General features: G+C 49.1%; 11 protein-coding genes. 8 read left to right on the top strand and 3 right to left on the bottom strand.

What is annotated here, in order from left to right:
• Nucleotides 1-24 precede the first annotated feature (24 nt).
• From AC1XUF_RS25580 to AC1XUF_RS25550, 7 genes are all read left to right on the top strand, one after another.
• On the top strand, nucleotides 25-561 hold the full coding sequence (locus AC1XUF_RS25580) for a hypothetical protein (protein ID WP_483344703.1): 537 nt from the start codon (nucleotides 25-27) through the stop codon (nucleotides 559-561).
• Between the two features lie 159 nt (nucleotides 562-720).
• A complete protein-coding gene (locus AC1XUF_RS25575) occupies nucleotides 721-1,398 on the top strand; it encodes a hypothetical protein (protein WP_483344702.1) in 678 nt (225 codons plus the stop codon).
• 41 nt (nucleotides 1,399-1,439) lie between these two features.
• Nucleotides 1,440-5,153 carry a carboxypeptidase regulatory-like domain-containing protein gene (locus AC1XUF_RS25570; RefSeq protein ID WP_483344701.1) on the top strand — a complete coding sequence of 1,238 codons (3,714 nt, stop codon included), beginning with the start codon at nucleotides 1,440-1,442 and terminating at the stop codon, nucleotides 5,151-5,153.
• Between the two features lie 21 nt (nucleotides 5,154-5,174).
• Nucleotides 5,175-5,615 carry a hypothetical protein gene (locus AC1XUF_RS25565; protein ID WP_483344700.1) on the top strand — a complete coding sequence of 147 codons (441 nt, stop codon included), beginning with the start codon at nucleotides 5,175-5,177 and terminating at the stop codon, nucleotides 5,613-5,615.
• A 142-nt stretch (nucleotides 5,616-5,757) separates the two neighbouring features.
• Nucleotides 5,758-9,123 (top strand): PKD domain-containing protein, encoded by a 3,366-nt coding sequence (locus AC1XUF_RS25560; protein WP_483344699.1) that lies wholly within the window; start codon nucleotides 5,758-5,760, stop codon nucleotides 9,121-9,123.
• Nucleotide 9,124: 1 nt separating this feature from the next.
• The gene (locus AC1XUF_RS25555) at nucleotides 9,125-10,138 is read left to right on the top strand and encodes a PorP/SprF family type IX secretion system membrane protein (protein WP_483344698.1); all 1,014 of its coding nucleotides are present in this window, start codon (nucleotides 9,125-9,127) and stop codon (nucleotides 10,136-10,138) included.
• A 96-nt stretch (nucleotides 10,139-10,234) separates the two neighbouring features.
• Nucleotides 10,235-11,146, top strand: a complete 912-nt coding sequence (locus AC1XUF_RS25550; protein WP_483344697.1) for a sugar phosphate isomerase/epimerase family protein — start codon at nucleotides 10,235-10,237, stop codon at nucleotides 11,144-11,146.
• A 26-nt stretch (nucleotides 11,147-11,172) separates the two neighbouring features.
• Here the strand turns inward: AC1XUF_RS25550 and AC1XUF_RS25545 are convergent, their stop codons facing one another.
• From AC1XUF_RS25545 to AC1XUF_RS25535, 3 genes are read right to left on the bottom strand one after another with little or no spacing between them, the layout of a single operon-like run.
• Entirely contained in the window at nucleotides 11,173-12,678 is a 1,506-nt protein-coding gene (locus AC1XUF_RS25545) for a hypothetical protein (RefSeq protein WP_483344696.1), read from the bottom strand.
• Between the two features lie 36 nt (nucleotides 12,679-12,714).
• Complete coding sequence (locus tag AC1XUF_RS25540; protein WP_483344695.1) at nucleotides 12,715-14,076, bottom strand: alpha/beta hydrolase; 1,362 nt, start codon at nucleotides 14,074-14,076, stop codon at nucleotides 12,715-12,717.
• Nucleotides 14,073-15,344: a hypothetical protein gene (locus AC1XUF_RS25535; protein WP_483344694.1), complete on the bottom strand. Its 1,272-nt coding sequence runs from the start codon at nucleotides 15,342-15,344 to the stop codon at nucleotides 14,073-14,075. Before AC1XUF_RS25535 ends, AC1XUF_RS25540 begins: the two co-directional genes overlap by 4 nt.
• A gap of 272 nt (nucleotides 15,345-15,616) precedes the next feature.
• Between AC1XUF_RS25535 and hisD the strand changes: the two genes are divergently transcribed.
• Nucleotides 15,617-16,906: a histidinol dehydrogenase gene (gene hisD / locus AC1XUF_RS25530; protein WP_483344693.1), complete on the top strand. Its 1,290-nt coding sequence runs from the start codon at nucleotides 15,617-15,619 to the stop codon at nucleotides 16,904-16,906.
• Nucleotides 16,907-17,120 lie beyond the last annotated feature (214 nt).

Below are 17,120 nucleotides of genomic sequence, written 5' to 3'. Positions count from 1 at the left end.
AACAAAAAACTCAAATTAAACCTCATGAAAAAAATTCTCATTTCCTCTTTATTGGTCTTCGTGTTTGTCTTTAATGCATTCACCTCCCATGCCCAGGCCTTCCAGAAAGGCACCAAGTTGCTCGACGCCGGTTTCGAAATCCAGGAATCGTTTGACGAAAGCGTGATCCCCTTCTTCGCTAATTTCGAAGTGGGTGTTTCCGAAGACATTGGCGTGGGTGCAAAAATGCGCTATTGGAGCAAATATGACGTCAACAGCATGGTGGTACAGGCAACCGGAAATTACCACTTCGGCCGTATTATGAAACTTAACACAGATAAACTGGACCTGTTCGCAGGCTTGGGCATAGGTGTTAACCGGCTATGGATCACCAATTACAGTGAATATTCCGAGAATGTATTCATCATCAGTCCCGGAATCGGCGCGAGATATTTCTTCACGGAAAGGTTTGGTGTTACGAGCAAGCTTGGCCTGGACACCTACCGCTATGATTACTACGGCGACTACAACAACCGGTTTACCGACGGCAGCTTTACGGTGGGCGTCTCCTTCAAATTCTGAAGGGCGGTTCACGAAATATCACGTATGACCCCTTTATCGTAATAGAGTTCAGCACATCCGGAGGGCAATGCCCTCCGATATGTCTTATCACGAAAGGATAGAGAGAGTACGTATAAACATGAACGTTCAATTCATTCATTCTTCTAAAACCGAATCATTATGAAATTCTCCATTCAAAATTTCAGACTAGTACTAGGTATTCTCTTCTTTGTTTTCTGTCTGTCCGGCTGTAAAAAAGACGACGAGATCGTCCGGATTCAAAGCATTGTGCCACAGGATATTATCGACGACCTGAAAGCCAAGGGCATGGTGGTCAATGATGGTATTGCCCCTCCCACGATTGACGGCGCCTTCGTGTTGTCCCCCTGTAAACTAAAAGCACGCTATGGCCCTGACGACAGCTACGATGTCGGCGATATTTCTGAGGATTACTATTTCAAATTCTACAATCAGAATAAGAAAAACGAGATCAAATACGATTTTTACAGCGAAGGAAGAAGTGATCATGGTGAGGGAGCAGGTGCATTTATAGCAGGCGACGGCGACAAATTCACTATATTTTCTGAGGAAACCGGTGAAAGCAGTGACATTCCCTACAAAAGTGTCACGGTCATTTCCGGAGAGGTCTCTTCCCATGGGATCAAAAACTTTCAGTACGCTTTCATTATCAAAGATAAAACTGGCGACGACGACGATGAGGTACTGGTGGCAGTAGGAAAGGGAAGGGTATGGATTGACGGCGATTTCATATCGGAAGCTATCACCGGTTTCCGTACCTCCGCAACGTCTGTCATCACATCTTCAGCGACTGGCAAGTCCATGCGTTCAGCAAAGTAACGGGTTATCATTTATGCATGAAAACGTAAAGCCTTATCATCATGCGCTATTTCTCCTCATTTTCAAAGCACGGTGGCCGCCTGGCAGTATTTATTGCAATATGGCTGGTCTGGTCCGTACCGACATTTTCCCAGGATCTCCCGAGACCGGAATCCGCCAGCCGGGTTTCCCGGACCGCCGAAAGCGAACCGCCAGCCTCTGACGAGCGATTTGTAAAAGGCTCCGGTGATGATTTTGACCAATATCTGTACAGAAGAGACCTGGCAAATGGCAAGTTGTCCTTTCATGTCGACGTCACCAGGTACTACACCAACCTGATGAAGTTCGACAACGAGGGATTTCTGACCAATGCCGCCGAACTTGTTCAAAAAGGGCTTATTCCAAAAGAAGTCCGCCTCAGCATGCGCGTTTACGATGTGGACCATAACTCACAATACGACGGCAACGACGACGGCCTCGCCGATCCGGAAGTGGACTATGTGTACATCAATGGAAAAAGGATCAATGCTGCCAACGGACTTCCCTGGACATTGAGCTCAGGAAATGAGACATGGAGCACACCGTCACGAATGATTCCGGTAGAGTACATCAAATTCCCCAGGAAGGAAGGTACCGGACAAACCTCCCCGGTACCCGCCTCAAACCTGATCGAAATAGAGATAGATGTCCCCAACACCACCTATTGGGCCGTGGAATGCGACTGGATCAGTTTGGAAATCGAAAATAAAATCCGGCCTGTGGTTTTGGTGCGGGGTTTCGGCGCAAGCAGCGGAGGATCCGTTACCGGAACTGCGGAAGAGACCTGGGCGGCTTTCAATGCATTTCTTACCAAAGACGGAATTCCTTTTCACATTGCCCGCTCCATAGATCGCTGCGGTGCTCTATTTACGAACGCGGCCCTCTTGAATGCTGAAATTCAAATGGCCAAGAACACTTTTGGTGTCAGAAAAATTAACCTGATCGCGCATAGCAAAGGCGGCATAGACGCCAGGGCATACCTGCGCGGCATGTCGGAAGCCGAGAACCTGGTTCAAATCGGGCCACCGAATCACGGCAGCTCACTGGCTTACCTGTCAGCAGGGTGCCAGCCGGCTGGTGATCAGATGCAACCTGATTGGCTGGTTAATAATTTTAACTATCAGAATGGGAATCAGGTACTCTATTTACCAGAGCTCAGTTCGGGCACAAGGATCTTTAACATTGTAGGCACCGCTGATTGGGTGGTTTCCGCGCGGAGGGCTACCCTCCCGTGGAACGCCAGGTATGATGGCGACTTCACCAGCCCGGTGGCGGCTGTCAACAACCGGTCATTTGGTCTTGGCCACACCGAGCTTCGTAACAGCAATCCAGTCTATCAGGCTTCGATAGAGCTCATCGCTCCAAACGTCAAGACTACAAGCGGTGGACGGATAGGCGCTGAAACGGAGCAAAACGGCACAAACAGCGAGATTCCGGATTCGCTCAGTATTGTTTATGTATACGAGCAGGTACTGAAAACAGGCGTGAAGGAAACAAACCCGGTTTCTCTGTCAATCACCGGAACCGCCATTTTTCAGGGCGCATTCGGCGATCGGGATGCGGGATTTACTTTGAAAAGTCCGTCTGGTAAAATATTCAACGCCGCAAGTCCGGAGTTTAGCGCCGATCCCGACTTCGGTATCATCACCTATTCCATCCCGAATGCGGAAAAAGGGACCTGGAACATTGTCATACAGGGCGGCAAGACAGATGCACCCGCGGCACTCAGGACCTACGCGCTAACCAGTCGCCGGCTGATAGCTACCAGTGGAAGTAAATCCAGTTTTAAAATAAACGAGGCTGTCCCGGTTAAAGCAACTTTTGCCATAGGTAAAGCCCCGGTGACCAAAGCGAAGGGGATGGTGTATTTCCTGAAATTAGCAAAAAGGGATTCCCTGGAACTTTTCGATGACGGCAAACATGACGATGGTGCGGCAGACGACGGCGTTTATGGCAACAGCGCCCTGACATTCGCCGAGCCTGGCGGCAAAACACTTCTGGTAAAACTGCAGCAAGGTCCGGAAACGGTTTATAAAGACCTGCCAGTAAGTATTATTCCGGCCTCTGCTGGTTTCAGCGGCACTTTCAGTGAGAAAGTAATGGATAAGAATAACGACAACTTCAATGACTCGCTGCAGATCATGACAGGTATTGTGATCCAAGAAAAAGGGCATTATTCCGTCACGGCTTCTCTACGCGATTCCCAGAACAAAATCATCACTTCCTCATCCTGGACAAGCCTTGGTGGCAGCCCGCTCTCGCCTGGAACCTACCAGGCACCGCTTAATTTCAGCGGAGAGGCCATCGGCGCCAACGGATTAAGTGGGCCTTACAAACTGGATAATCTGACCCTGACCGACCTGACTTATTCCCTCCCGGTCGACGTCCGCCCCAGCGCATACACCACCAGGGACTACAATGTAAATATCTTCCCCCGCCTGCCTATCCAACTCACGGGCAAAAACTCGGAAGCACCTGTTGACACTGACGGGGATGGGGACTTCGACTTTCTGGACATCAAAATTCAGGTGAATGTAAACAAGGCAGGATATTACAATGTGAGCGCCGAATTGACCGACTCCCTGCAAAATACCTTAAACTGGACCGAAAGTTCCCTGCGTATGCTGGTCGGCCTGAATGTAATCACCTTGCGGTTTGATGGTCAGGAGATCAATGAAAAACTTTCCAGCGGGCGATATGTGCTGACCAACCTGCATATGTTCGACAGCGGGTCCCAGGCCTATGTGACCTTCTATGATGTTTACAAGACCAACCCCTATCTGTTTTCCAATTTCACCGGAAATTACCTGACTGGTACCGTACTGGATAAAATGACCAACAGGCCAGTCGAAAATGCGACCGTCGTCATTACCGGCGCAAAGCTCGCCACCGGCCAAACGGATCAGGACGGGAAATACGTTGTTGCAGGACTGCCCAACGGGAATTACCATGTAGAAGCTACCAAATCCGGTTTCTGTGTTTCAAAAACCATTGATGTCAGCAAGCCTGCGAATAACGACCCGATCGATTTCGTGCTGGTCCCCAATCAGATCATATTGAGCCCAACCAAAAACCTGCAGCTTTGCCAGGGCGACAGCCTGACGCTTGCTGTGACTGGAGATTGGGATCAATATACATGGTCGAATGGCAGTACCGCAGACCGGATCGTGACCCGGCAAGCCGGCAGTTTTTATGTAACGGTCTCTTTTGAAGGCTGTACGGCTTATTCGGATACCATCAATGTTCAACTTACCGAAATCACGAAACCAGAAATCCAGGTTGCCAATGCGATCGAGCTCACATCGAGCAGCGCGAACGGCAATCAGTGGATGCTGGACGGGGTGCCGATTTCGGGGGCCACATCTCCGACCTACAAGCTAAGCCGTTCCGGAAGCTATACGGTGCAGGTCACCAAGGAGGGCTGTAAAAGCGTTTCGGCTCCTTATGACATCGTGATAACGGGTGTGGAAGATCCAGGGCATAGCGCCAATATCCTGCGTGCTTCTCCCAACCCAACCAGTGGAGTGGTAAATGTGGTCATTGAACTGCCTCAACCGGGCCCGGCATCATTTCAGCTGCTGACCAGCTCTGGCCAGGCTCTCCTCGAATGGTCGTCATCGGCCAAAGTAAAAAAACACGAGGAGATCATTGACCTGAAAAATCTGCCGGCGGGCCTTTACCTGATCCGTTCAAATGTGGAAGACAAAAACTTTACCGTGAAAATCCTGAAGAACTAAAGTGTAAACCGATCATTGGAGATGATAACAAAGAACACATTACTCCTGTTTCTTGGACTTGGCTTGCTATGTCCGGGATGCAAAAAGGATCCCGATCCCGTTTCCAAAAGGATCGCAAAAGAATGGGTTGTTTCCATAGCCCGAGAGAATGGCACGGTGGTTTACGACAAAAGCAAAACAACGCAGGTCAGTCCCGGCTACTCAAAATTCACCCTGAACCTGAGCAGCACCGACCAGGTAGTGCTGACCGATGTGGATAACATTGCTTTCACAGGAAAATGGGAAATGAAAACAGACAGCGAGTTAACGCTGTCGGCGCTGCAACCGGCTCCCACAGGAACCAACGGAACGATCATTTTCACGGTAAGCAGCTTCGACGATCATGCAATGACACTTACCCGAACCACATCCAGCCTGAAAACCGGAGGTACGGTTAATTCATACGACATGGTAAGCAAATAGTGCATTTTAAACGATTATTGACTCCCGCCGTATCCGTTAAATAAGTCGCCAGTTTTAATTGGTGACTTATTTAATTCGACGAACTAACTTAAGTTCCGAAAACCGCCCTTTCACATTCAGTGCTTCTTTAAACCATCCTGATTTGAAATATCTTTTACCGATCCTGTTTTTTGTATTACTGGCCTTGTCCTCTCAAGCTCAGATTCCTGTTGATTTTACATTTTGTACCGGCACAGGAGAACTTTGCGTCGCCCCGAGCGATTCAACCTATGAGCTCTGCCTGAAGTTGAAGCCCGGGTTCTGCGCCACCAAAGAATACGAGATCCGCTGGGGGGACGGAAACACCGATAAAATAACCCTGACCAGTGAGCAGACGGTCAAGCATGTTTACGACCTGCGGCAATTCGCTAAAAACTGCGGGACGGGTACCGTAGAATACAACCTCAATATTAAAAACCAGGTTTGCAACAATGATAATAAAGGGTATTTGTTGACTTTCAACAAAAAACCCGAAGCAAAACCGCTGATCGATGCCGCCTGCGCGGGCTCACCGGTCACCATTCAAAATAATAGCTGCCCTACTTTCGATATCGACTTTTTATGGGAGTTCAGCGATGGTCAGAAAAGCACCAGCGCTTATCCGTCCCTTTCCTTCACCGACCCGAATGCGACCTACAAAGTCAAACTGACAGCAACGTCCAAAACCTGCGGGTCCAGTACGGCGGAAGCGGAATTCAAGCTGGGCAAACTGCCCGTTCCCGCATTCAATGTCAAGGGAACTACGGTACTTGACAAAGATACCGTCGTCTGTCTGTCGGGAGGCGGCGTTATAGAATTGGACGGAAGCGTTTCACAGGAGGAATCAGGGTATAATTGGCAAATAACTGGTGGAAGTTATTCTTATCAGAATAACTCCGGCAGCACGACTGCGGTGATCAAAGTGAAACTGGAAGACGCCAGGGAATACACGGTCACCCTGGTCGTTCGGAACAGCTGCGGCAGCAAGGCCATTACCCGCAAATACAAAGTAGTGAGCTTGCCCACAGCAACACTCACCCCTCAGCCCGATGTCTGCGAAGAGATCACCTATCAAATAACCAACCCCGTAGCCGGTGCGGTTTACACCCTCAATAACAGCCCGATCGCCGCGAACCAGGCAATCCCTCTCCCATTCGCGACAACTCCGTATATCGTGACGGCGACTTTACAAAATGCCTGCGGTACGCAAACGGTCAGCGACACTTTCAATGTTTCGCCGGTCCAACCTGTCAAAATCACATCCATACCAAAAGACACCGTCATGTGTGTTGGTACCGCAGGCATTCCCCTGACAGCTAATATTGCGGGTGGTGAATGGAGTTCGAGCGGCGTCGAGACGCAAAACGGGCGGAAAGTTTTTGTACCCAGAACGCCGGGCACTTATACGGTTACTTACACCCGAGGTACTGGTAAATGCCAGGTAACCGACGCAGTGAAAGTCACTGTGGAAGGGATTAAGGCTACCGTTGAAGACAAAACGATTTGTGAGGGAACACCCTTTGTGAAGCTGACAGGCACACCTCTTGGAGGCAAGTGGACCACTACTGCCTGTACCGGTTGCATCAAGGGCGACACGCTTCTCACCGCAGGTTTTCCCGGAACTGAGATCGACGTCACCTACTCGGTGGCGAATAGCACAGGATGTAAAGCAGAGGCTACGGCAAAAGTCCTTTTTGGCAGACCAAAAGCGGATTTTTTAATCGCAGGCGGATGTTCGGGCACGATTTTCAAACCGGTCAATAACTCTGCCGGCGCCCAATCATACACCTGGCTTATCAATGAAAAGCTAGCCGCCAGCACCGCAAATCCCGAATTGTCGCTATTGCCCGGGGTACAAAAAATCACGCTGATTGCGCGAGCGGGAGCTTGCTCCGACACGATCAGCAAAGAAGTGACGGTCACAACCCCGCCACCCGCGATTCGTTTCGTACCCAGTGAGACGATCGGCTGTTCTCCGCTCAATGTGACATTTCAGGTTAACGGAACTCAAACACCCGGTGTTGAATACGTCTGGTCAGTTGGCAGCACGTTTACATACACGAGCTTCCAGCTACCTGCCCAGATTCTGGAAAACAGTGGCAAAGGTAATATGACCTATCAGGTCACCATTACAGCTAAAAATGCCTGCGGGGAGCAAAAGGATACCAAGGAGATTGTCGTTCGTCCATTAGCAAAGGCAGAAATCGGGGTGGATTCCACCACACTTCGCTGTACGCCGGCCTCGCTCCTTTTTTCCAACCGTTCGTCTGGTCATGACAAGAACTTGTCCCGATGGCTGTTCGGGGATGGTACAATATTACAAACAGGCAGCGACACTGTATCTCATGTATTTTCCGCTAAAGACAGCGCGCAGACCTACATGGTAAGACTGGAAATAACCAGCGGGTGCGGCAGGGATACTGCCGAGGTGGCGGTCAGGGTCTTTCCAAGCACCGTGAAGGCATTGTATACAATGTCAAAATCGGAAGTATGCCCTGGAGAAATCGTGAGCTTTACGGATGCCTCCGTGCCAAAACCCATTCGCTGGCTTTGGAAATTCGGTGACGGATCGGTGTCTACCCTTGCCAACCCAACCCATACTTTTGCCAAAGCAAAAAGCGATTACAAGGTCACATTGATTGCCTACACACCCTGCGGGTCGGACTCGACCCAGCTCACCGTCAAAACGACCGAGGCGCCGACCGGGAATTTTGAAAGCGATGCCTTGGCATGCGAAAACACAGCCATCAAGATCACAAACCGGTCCGATACACAATTAGGTTTCATATGGGATTTCGGGGATGGGACACCGCTTGACTCGTCCAATTATTCGCCCGAGCATCTGTATGGACAACCTGGGAGCTATACCCTTACCCTGAGTGTTTACCGTGGTTCGCAAACCTGCAAAATACTCGCAAAAAAGGCCCCGGTAACGATCATTTCCCCCGCCAAGGCTAGTTTCGGTTTTAGCGGAGATTCACTCTTTTGTGCCCCAGGCCCGGTTAGTATCGTCAATCTTTCTGAGCCGGCCGACCGCTATCTATGGTATTTCAGCGACGGCCGGACTTCGGAGGTCCAGAATCCCGCACTGGCTTTTGAACCTGGCCAGTACAGCGTCAAATTGGTTACTGTAAAAGGCGGGACCTGTATGGATTCGACCGAGCGGGCGGCCGCATTTGTCGTTAACCATTGCCAGGTGGATATCCCCGAAGCATTCACTCCCAATGACGATGGAATCGGTGATCGCTACACCATTTTTGGGAGCGGAATCAAGGAAATAAGTTTGTTGCGGATCCGAAACCGATGGGGAGAACTCGTGTTTGAAATGAAAAACGTCAAACCAGGAAGCCAGCTTTCAGGTGAGTCCTGGGACGGCAAAATCGGGGATAAACGCGCACCGGCCGACATGTATGTCTATGAAGCCGAGGTCATTTACATTGACCAGCGCAAATCGGAGAGGCTGAGGGGAAACATCTATCTGGCACGTTAACATGATTAAAAAAGCGCTATCCCAGTTGTTTTTGGTCTGGTGTTCCCTGAATTGGGGTTATGCCCAGTCGCCCCAGTTTTCACAATTTTACGCCAACCCCATCTATGCCAATCCCGCTTCGGCGGGCGAAGCAGGAACGCCGCGCTTTATCGCCAATTACCGCAATCAGTGGGCAACGGTCGGTACCGCATTTCAGACTGCGGCATTCTCATTTGATACCTATGCCGAAGATCAGAACATTGGTCTTGGTGTCCAGGTTTTGCACGACCAGCGGGGCTCCGTATTAAAAAGCGACCAGCTTTCCGGCCAATTTTCCAGGCTTTTTAACCTGGATGGTCAAAAAGAATTGCGGGCGATCATAGGATTGCAGGCCGCGTGGATATTAAATAAATGGAATGGAGACGACCTGACCTATGTTTCCCAATTTCTGGGTAGCCCCGATCCTCTGGCACCGACCGCAGTTCAGCAAAATAGGTTTGCCTTCTCGGCAGGCGGGATTCTTGAGTATGTTCCTCGGGAAGAGGATTATGCTTCGTATTGGATCAGCACCGCCTTTCATAACATTGGTGTCAAAGAGGATGTCAGCATTGAACACGCCAGGATCAATGTGCAGCTCGGGTCCAAGATACCGATCGGGATCCCTTCGCTCTTCGGCAACAATCTCGGCAGTGACCTCGACCGGGAAAGCGCCTTGAACCTGGGGCTGCAAGTCAGGAAACAAGGCAACAGCCGACAGCTGGATGCGGGATTCAATATCATCCTGTCCCCGCTGGTGATGGGCGTCTGGTACCGGGGAATGATCTGGGGCGCAACCCGGCGCGACGCGCTCATTGGCACCGCAGGCTGGGCTTACGGCAATATGCTGTTCCAGGCCAGTTACGACATACCCGTCTCCTCGTTAGGGTTGGATACTGGTTCTTTTGAAATATCTGTCTGGTACGGGATGGACGCGCTGTTCCGTTTTGCAGGAAAAAAGGCCAGCGACCGACGCGGGAGAAAGTGTCTCAGGTATTGACCACGGAAGTAGATTCAAATCGGCAGAGCCTTATTTTAGCTCCAATGGCGCCTGCTCATTTAACTTCGGATCAGGCAAAGCTTAAATAAACCCAAAATGAACAGCCGCAGAAGATTTTTGAGAAACACGATGGCATTGGCCGTAGCATCCGCGTTCGACCTGTCATTAAAAAAGAGGAGACAACATCTTTCGTTTTCAACCCTGGGGTGCCCCAAATGGGAGCTTTCCCAAATACTGGACACGGCCGTTTCCCAAGGCTATCAGGCAGTCGAGATCCGTGGCCTCAAAGGCGAGCTGTTCCTTCCCAAATGCCCTGAATTTAACTCTCCCGAGCAGATTGCAAAAACACGCCAGCAATTTGCCGACCGCAAGATCAAGATATGCAACCTGGGCGCATCAACGGCACTGCACCACCTGGACCCCGAAACACGGCAAAAAAACCTGGATGAAGCCAAACGCTTCATCGACCTGGCACAACAACTCTCCTGCCCCTACGTCCGGGTTTTTCCCAACAATCTACCCAAAGAACAAGACCGTGAAAAGACGATCGATGCAATCAGCGAGGGGCTTCTGGAGCTCGGGCGCTACGCCGAAAAAGCAAAGGTAACCGTACTGCTCGAATCGCACGGGGAAGTACTAGGGAAAGACCTGTTGCTCAGAATTATGAAGCAGGCCGAGCATCCTAATGTGGGGCTCATCTGGGATATCTTCAACATGTGGTCGGTGACCAAGGAACCACCCGCAGAAGTTTACAATACCTTAAAAAAATACATCAGGCACACGCACATCAAGGACGGACGGCTGATCAATGATAAAGTCGAATACACTTTCGTCGGCAAAGGCGAAACACCCCTCACGGAGGCATTCGACGCACTCGAAAACGGCGGCTACAAAGGATATTACAGCTTCGAATGGGAAAAAATGTGGCACCCGGAAATCGCAGAGCCCGAACTGGCCTTTGCTGATTATCCTTTGTCAGTTCAGAGGTATTTCAGACCGGGAAGGTGAGTAATTGATATTGATGTTTTTAATGATCAATCGGTTACGCCATTGTCCTGTTCGCGGTCTTTATTTTCACCTCGTTCGTGGTGCAGGTGTTTGACAATCTGGAGAACCCACTGCGCCAAATGACTATTCTGATAAATTTCCTGCATGATGGTAATGGGATGCTGATAGAGCGTATCGGACCGAAAGATAGCATCCCAGTCAAGCAGATTGGGGTCGGCATCAGGCACATCCGCTTTTTGCATCACCTTTAAAAATTCGTACGCGATAAGCCCCTGGGCAATGGTCGTCGGATGAACACCATCCAGCGAGAATATTCCTCCTTGTTTCAAATTTTCGTCCCGGTCCACATGGTAATATTTGGTGTTAACGGTCGGATATTTGAAATCGAAATATTCGGGGAATTTATACTTTGGAACACCCTTATTTCTTTTAAACGCCAGTTGGTCCAGCACATCGGCAAGATCGACAATATGATACCTGCCGGGGGTTATGGCATTTCGATCGTCCCGTAATTTGAGAATGATCTTATTGTATTCACGGATACAGTTGTCGATATGAAGGACCTGCGTGAAGCTCAGATTGACACCGGATTCAAATGCATAGTCCTCATCAAAAGGGAAATAGGTATAGTATTTGAAGTAGGTAACTTTCGGGTCATCGTGCCTGCCGCTTCCAATTGGCACATCAAACTGTTCGCCAACCCCTTTGGCTAACGGCGCGATGCTTACCAGCGGTACAGTAGCCAGAAAGACTTTCGTATCCTTACCTGCCACTGCATCGTCGATCTGATCCAGAAGCACTCGGTAGTCCGCTTCAAAATCGCGGGGATGCCAAAGGTTCCACTTCTTGTCGAGAATGGTTTCCCGCGAGGCAGTTGCCGTTTCACCCGTCCCTGGTGTATAATGGATGGAAAGATCAAGTATCGTGCCCAACGCATTATTAGCACCCAGCCAAACAATTGCGTTTTCAACCCCTTCGCCCTGTGCATGGTGTTTCAGCCAGCCAATCTGCGATTTATTCGCATGCTCCGTCAACAGAGAGGGATTCAGTACTTTCAGGGCTGTACGGGCAAGTGACTGATTCGGCATCGCATAAGTGCCATCATCCGGCTTATCTTTCCCTAATAATTCCTGACAGTATTCACCGGTAACCAGCCAGGCATCGGACACATTAAAACCTCTGACAGAAACATTGTGAAAATATTCATCTCCGCCGGGATATTTTTGGTCCGCTGCTCCTTTGCCCCGCTCGTAATAATCTTCTACTTCGTCTATGTATTGAGGAATTGTAGTGGCCAAGGCAAGCGTCCATTCAACCGTATTCATGTCCGGCCCGTATTTCTTTTCAAGTCTGCGGAATAATTCTTCCAAATTAACCGGCAGACCTCCTACTTCCCAGGTTGGTATTTTATATTCTTGATAATAATCCAATACTTTGGCCAGCAATGTTGAATAAGCCAGATCTGTACTGGCAGCAGCGCCCGACATAAACCCCTGACTAATACTGTCACCTATTGTAAATACCTTAATCATAATGGAAGGACAATTAGGAAAGATTGGGAATCACTTTTACAAAATGCTTAAAACCTTATCAACCACCTGCTTGGCTGAAAACAAGTACCGATGGTGGTTGGCAAAAAGGTCGCTATGTAAAAAAGTCCGGATGTCATTGACCCCTTTGTAGGAATTTTTCTTCCTGGTATCGTCGATGATATTTTTAAATTTATCGGTGCCACCCAAGTTTACAAACCTGTAAAACAACGGGTTACCGGGATTACCCTTTGTCAGAATTTCCTGAACATGGTAAAACGCAGTAGCAGGAAACATACACTCTGCCTTCAACAACGTATCACCATAATTACCCGTGTTCCTATAATCCTCCGATGGTACAGATAAATTCACCGAAATATCACTGCCATTAAATTTCTTGGTACTCGCATAAAGAAGATAGTCATAATCATCCCAAAAAATATGCACCTCGCTGGCGATTTTTAACAGGTTGGAATAATCATAAGGAACAGGAGAACCAATCGAACCGAAATTATTTTTCATTTTTTGTCCATTTGGTGTCTTGATTGCCAGATGGGTTACGTCCGACGCAAGCAAAATGACTTTTTCAAAAGTCGGTTTGTCCAGCGGTAGGTTTTCCTTTTTTATCCCGGAATCAATCACCCTTGCATTCAGCATTCCGTTTAAAAGTTGATGAGCGAATGAATGCACGATCAGATTGAGCTTTAAACCGTGGGCTACCAGCAACTCGGATAAATCTGTAAAAAAATTCTTGAAAAGTCCGTTTTTAACGAAATCCACGCCATGCTGGACGGCCCGGTCATCCGCAACGCTTCGCTGCCCATTGGCCGGCCAGCTGAAAAACAAAACCTTCGCAATCGTATTAAAAGGGTGAGAAGTGTAATTCAACACAAATTGGGAAAGAAGATCGACTTTAAGACCTTTCAAAAAATCGTAGCCATGAATATAAATCACTACATTCTTTCGTTTTGAATCTCCCAACCTGGCGATGTCTGCAATGATGTTTTGCGCGATTTGTTGAGCTGTCAAAGCAGACACCCGAATGGTATCAGGAGACTGGGGCAAGTCAAGCGCCGCGAAACGGAGCGTTTGCGGGACGTCCTGAGATCTGATATCAGGGAAGCCATTGGTATCAGTTTCACGGTAACAAAGCATATACTGTTTGCGATCCTCTTCATTCTGATAATCACCTGGCTCTATCTCAACATCCCCGATCGCGCCACTCCATACAAACTCACCGCTCTGCAGCCGGTACCAGATGTTGTTGCCTTCGAATACATCCCCCGCAACTGCAAACTTGATAAAAACGGTATCCCCCACCTCGTGAAACCCCGGGGAAAAGGAATTGACGCTCGGATGTAATGTCCGCCGGTTCAACTCTCTTGTAACTACTCCTTTCATCCTGCTCTTCTTAAAGTGGCGTTAACATTATTCTTTTTTCCCAATGGCTCCATTTGTCCCGAGACAGCCGGAAGTGAAGACCGTAATTTGATGACTTTGTTGAGAAGATCAAACCAGAACGGGGCGCCGAGCGACAAGGCAAGAATGGTCAGTAAGTAGCCCCACAGGTGATCCATGATGTAATGATATTTATAACATGCCGGGTTAATCCTGATAAACTTTGTAGGCGCAGCCTTCAAATGAGGCATCACTTTTGCGAGAACAGTTCGATCGATGGTGTAATGAACCCGCATAAAAAGGGTTGTTTTTATTTTTTTCCTTGTTTTTTTGTCTCTATCAAAAACATTAAGTGGCAAGAATTGATAGTCGCTAAGCGGGGGAACATTCGGTGCTTTTTCAAAAAGTTCAATACGGTCGGATATGTACCAACCCGAAGAAATGATCTTCTGAGAATCCTTGATGTTTTTTTCCAGTGATTCCTTTAATTTCCTGGACACCGCGGTATCCGCAACAGCATTGACAGGTGCTGCCGCTGGCGGGCCGCCCGGGGCGTTTTGTTGCCCGCTGAAATCCGTCGCCATCTTCACCAGTTGTGCGGTGGCTTCTTCGTTGACAGAAAGTCTCTGGATAATATCAAGGGTATTGATATTGAAACTGAATGCCAGATACATCCCGATGAAAAACAAAAATAGCTGCGTGGTCCGCTTGAACCAGCCCGTCGCACGCTCCATGGTTTCGTCGTACCAATTCGCGACCAATAAATTGAACTTCACCAGGTCATTATTGGCGTCAGTCAACAGTGAATACAGTTGGGTTTTGGTATCTCCGTCATCCAAGTTATGAATCCCTTCTTCAATGGCCGAAAGCATGCCCAGGTCGATGTTCTTCGTTTTGACGGAATCAATAAGGGTTTTCGCAAAATTTTCATTTGATATATAGGAGGGCGTATTGCTGAGCCCTCCGCCAGAAAGCGTTCTGATGGATGGCTGTGCCCAGAATTTCTTATAAAGCTCAGGATTCTTTACGCCGGGAGGCCTGATACCGAACATCTGGCAAAACGATGCAATAACCTGGATACCCAGGTCAGCCAGATAATATTTCTGCGGTACATCGTCCATCAGCATCCGCCTTGTAGCATACCGCAGATTGCGCGCACGCAAGCCAAATGCGGAAGAAAAGACTTCCATCAATACCGTAGCATAGAGGCTGTAAAGCAGATAAATAAATATCAAGCCAATCACCACGTCAAAAGCCATATTACCGCCCATAAGTGATCAATTTATTGTGTTTTTTATACAGGCCGGGGAACCAGTCTGCTTGAAAATGACGCGCTAAAATTCGATACGCGCCGGGTCAGACACAATACTGATTTTTCAGTATTTTCCTCCGGGACGGCACGACGGTCAGGGATATTTGGACTAACCGCCAGGTCCCCGCACAACGCTGAAAAATTGTATTATAAAGAGCTATAATAGTAACAGCAACAGGAAATAGGGCCCTGTAATTTTGGATCAGCTATTTATTCTGACGATTACGATCCATGGCAACATTCTTAAAACAGGGCAAGAGCATAACAGAACTTCAGGAAGCAGACGCAAAAGTGCAGGCGGTTGTGAGCGGCGTCATCAAAGATATCGAGGCCAACGGTGACACCGCAGTTCGAGCATATTCGGAAAAGTTTGACAACTGGGGGCCGGGATCGTTCCGTCTGACCAAAGAACAAATTGAGGAAGTCATGCAATCAGTTCCTCAGCAGGTCATTGACGACATCACCTTCGCGCAGCAGCAGATCCGTTTTTTTGCCCAGCAGCAGAAAGACTCCATTCGCGACATCGAAGTCGAAACCATGCCGGGTGTCATACTTGGCCACAAAAATATCCCTGTCAACAGCGCGGGTTGCTACATTCCGGGCGGGCGCTATCCCATGGTCGCATCGGCGCACATGAGTATCCTCACCGCCAAAGTAGCCGGTGTAAGGCGGGTAATTGGCTGTACACCCCCTATCAAAGGGAAAATACCTGGGGCTACCGTTGCGGCCATGCATATGGCCGGGGCCGATGAAATATACGTATTGGGTGGTATGCAGGCCCTGGCGGCAATGGCCTTGGGTACTGAAACGATCATACCTGTCGATATGATTGTAGGGCCTGGCAATGCTTATGTGGCGGAGGCAAAACGACAGTTATTTGGTCGGGTAGGCATCGACCTGTTTGCCGGGCCAACCGAAATTCTCGTCATCGCCGACGAAACGGCGGACGCCGAAATGGTGGCTTGCGACCTGCTCGGCCAGGCCGAACACGGACCTACTTCGCCTGGGGCGCTGATTACGACATCGGAGAAACTGGCCCGCGAGACCCTGGTAGAAATCGAGCGGCAGTTGGCAGTATTGCCGACCGCCGACATTGCAAGCGTGGCCTGGCGGGATAACGGCTCTGTGATCCTGGTAGCAGATCAGCAAGAAGCCCTCGAGGAAGCAGAAAAGCTGGCATACGAACATGTTGAAGTCCTTACCAGAAACCCGGATTATTTTCTTGAAAATATGACCAACTACGGTGCACTTTTCCTCGGACCAGAAACCAATGTGGCATACGGCGATAAAGTAATTGGCACAAACCACACATTGCCGACCAATAAAGCCGGCAGGTACACCGGTGGGTTATGGGTAGGTAAATTCCTTAAAAACTGCACCTACCAGAGGTGCACGCCTGAAGCCAGTGCCAAGATCGGGGAATATGCCATGCGCCTGTGCGAAATAGAAGGCTTTATGGGCCATAAGGAGCAGGCTGCCCTGCGGGTGAGACGGTATGGCGGGTTAACAGAACTTAGCTGAACGCACAACCATATTATTGACTGCCCACCTCGCCGAATCCGTCGCTGATCACGGTCTGCTGAACAACACATCCCGCCAAGCCTATACATGCATTCCACCTACTACATACAGACGGAATTCCGTTTTCGTAAAATCACTTGTAAAGTCGTGTTTTAACTAAACGTAAATCTCCTTCCGACAGCTCCGATTGAATAAGGTGATGAACCATTCAAAA

This window comes from Dyadobacter sp. HNCC25DJ185 (genome assembly GCF_056895195.1).
Note: the sequence above shows the minus strand (reverse complement) of the source record. Positions and strands in the feature narration are given on the sequence as shown.